Source organism: Vibrio sp. M260118 (assembly GCF_036533755.1).
GTDB lineage: Bacteria > Pseudomonadota > Gammaproteobacteria > Enterobacterales > Vibrionaceae > Vibrio.
Genome location: NZ_JATABG010000606.1, coordinates 1 through 1,198 on the forward strand (window position 1 = coordinate 1; position 1,198 = coordinate 1,198).

2 protein-coding genes are annotated in these 1,198 nt (G+C 42.0%); one reads left to right on the forward strand and one right to left on the reverse strand.

Features of this window, described 5'->3' with window-relative positions:
• Positions 1–543 (forward strand): glutamine amidotransferase-related protein (locus tag QTO00_RS19965; RefSeq protein ID WP_331426301.1); only part of this gene is annotated, 543 nt, incomplete at its 5' end.
• A gap of 116 nt (positions 544–659) precedes the next feature.
• On the opposite strand, the gene QTO00_RS19970 is transcribed toward QTO00_RS19965, so the two are convergent.
• Complete coding sequence (locus QTO00_RS19970) at positions 660–1,145, reverse strand: VOC family protein (protein ID WP_331426302.1); 486 nt, start codon at positions 1,143–1,145, stop codon at positions 660–662.
• Positions 1,146–1,198 lie beyond the last annotated feature (53 nt).

The window sequence follows — 1,198 nt, forward strand, 5'->3', positions numbered from 1 at the left end:
ATCATCATGGGTTCATTGTCTATGGTGACAGAAGAATTAACTTGGATGAAGCGGCTAGCAAAAGAGACCATCCACCTTGCGGAGCAAAATGTTCCAATGCTCGGAATCTGCTTTGGCCATCAACTGATCTGCTACGCCTTTGGTGGCAAAGTTGGCTTTAACCCCAATGGACTAGAAGTTGGTACCATAAATATCCAACGCTTGAATGCTAGCGACAGTGACCCGATTTTTGGCCGCTTACCAAAAGCCTTTTCTGCTCAAGCTTTGCATTATCAGTCTGTTCTTCAATTGCCAGAAAAAGGTACACGTTTAGCCGAAAGCAACTTAGATCAACATCATGCCTTTCGAGTCGGCGCTTCAACGTGGGGAGTCCAATTTCATCCAGAGTTTAGCCAAGAGATCATGTTGGACACTCTGGATAACTTCGAAGATGAGTTAGGAAGTGATGGGATTATCGATAAGAAGAACAAAGTCAATGCGACATGCAACGCCCAGCAAGTATTGGTCAATTTTAACCAATACTGTATTGAACAACTAAACTAACGAATCGTCTCTTTCTAACTTGTTTGCTAGAGACGTTGGCTATTAAGCGTCATTTTCAGCATAAAAACCAACAGCTAACGCTGTTGGTTTAATGAAATACTGTCAACGTATTTTAGTTACTCGTAATCTGTAGCGTAAGTCTCTTCATATGTATGAGAGTAAAGCTCAAACAAGTTACCAAACGGGTCTTCTAGGTAAACCATTTGCGCAGGTTTTGAGTCATCTTCTGGATGGTAGCGATGAATGTCCATGCGAACTTTGCCGCCTAACTTCTCTACTTTTTCCATCACACCTTCGAAATTATCTGTCTGAAGACAGAAGTGGAAAATACCTAGACGAGAAAAGTCTACTTCATGGCGCTCTTGACGCTCTTTCATCTCAAATAGCTCAACACCGATACCATCTGTTGTGACTAAGTGAGCGATGTTAAAGCCTTTAAAACCCTCACCAAACACAGCAATGCACATGCGGCCAATCGCCGTTTCACGCTCTTCGATAACCTTGGTATTGTTCATTACGATTTTTAAGCCAAGTGCTTGAGTGTAAAACTCAACCGCTTTATCCATGTCACCAACCATAATGCCAACGTGATTCATTTTCATAACTTTCTCCAGTTCAATTCGCTGATTCATTTGATGGAGAGAGTATAGGAAGG

Bases quoted from the DNA above. Each gene is read 5' to 3' on its own strand.
- QTO00_RS19970 (WP_331426302.1), bottom strand. From the start codon at position 1,145: ATGAAAATGAATCACGTTGGCATTATGGTTGGTGACATGGATAAAGCG.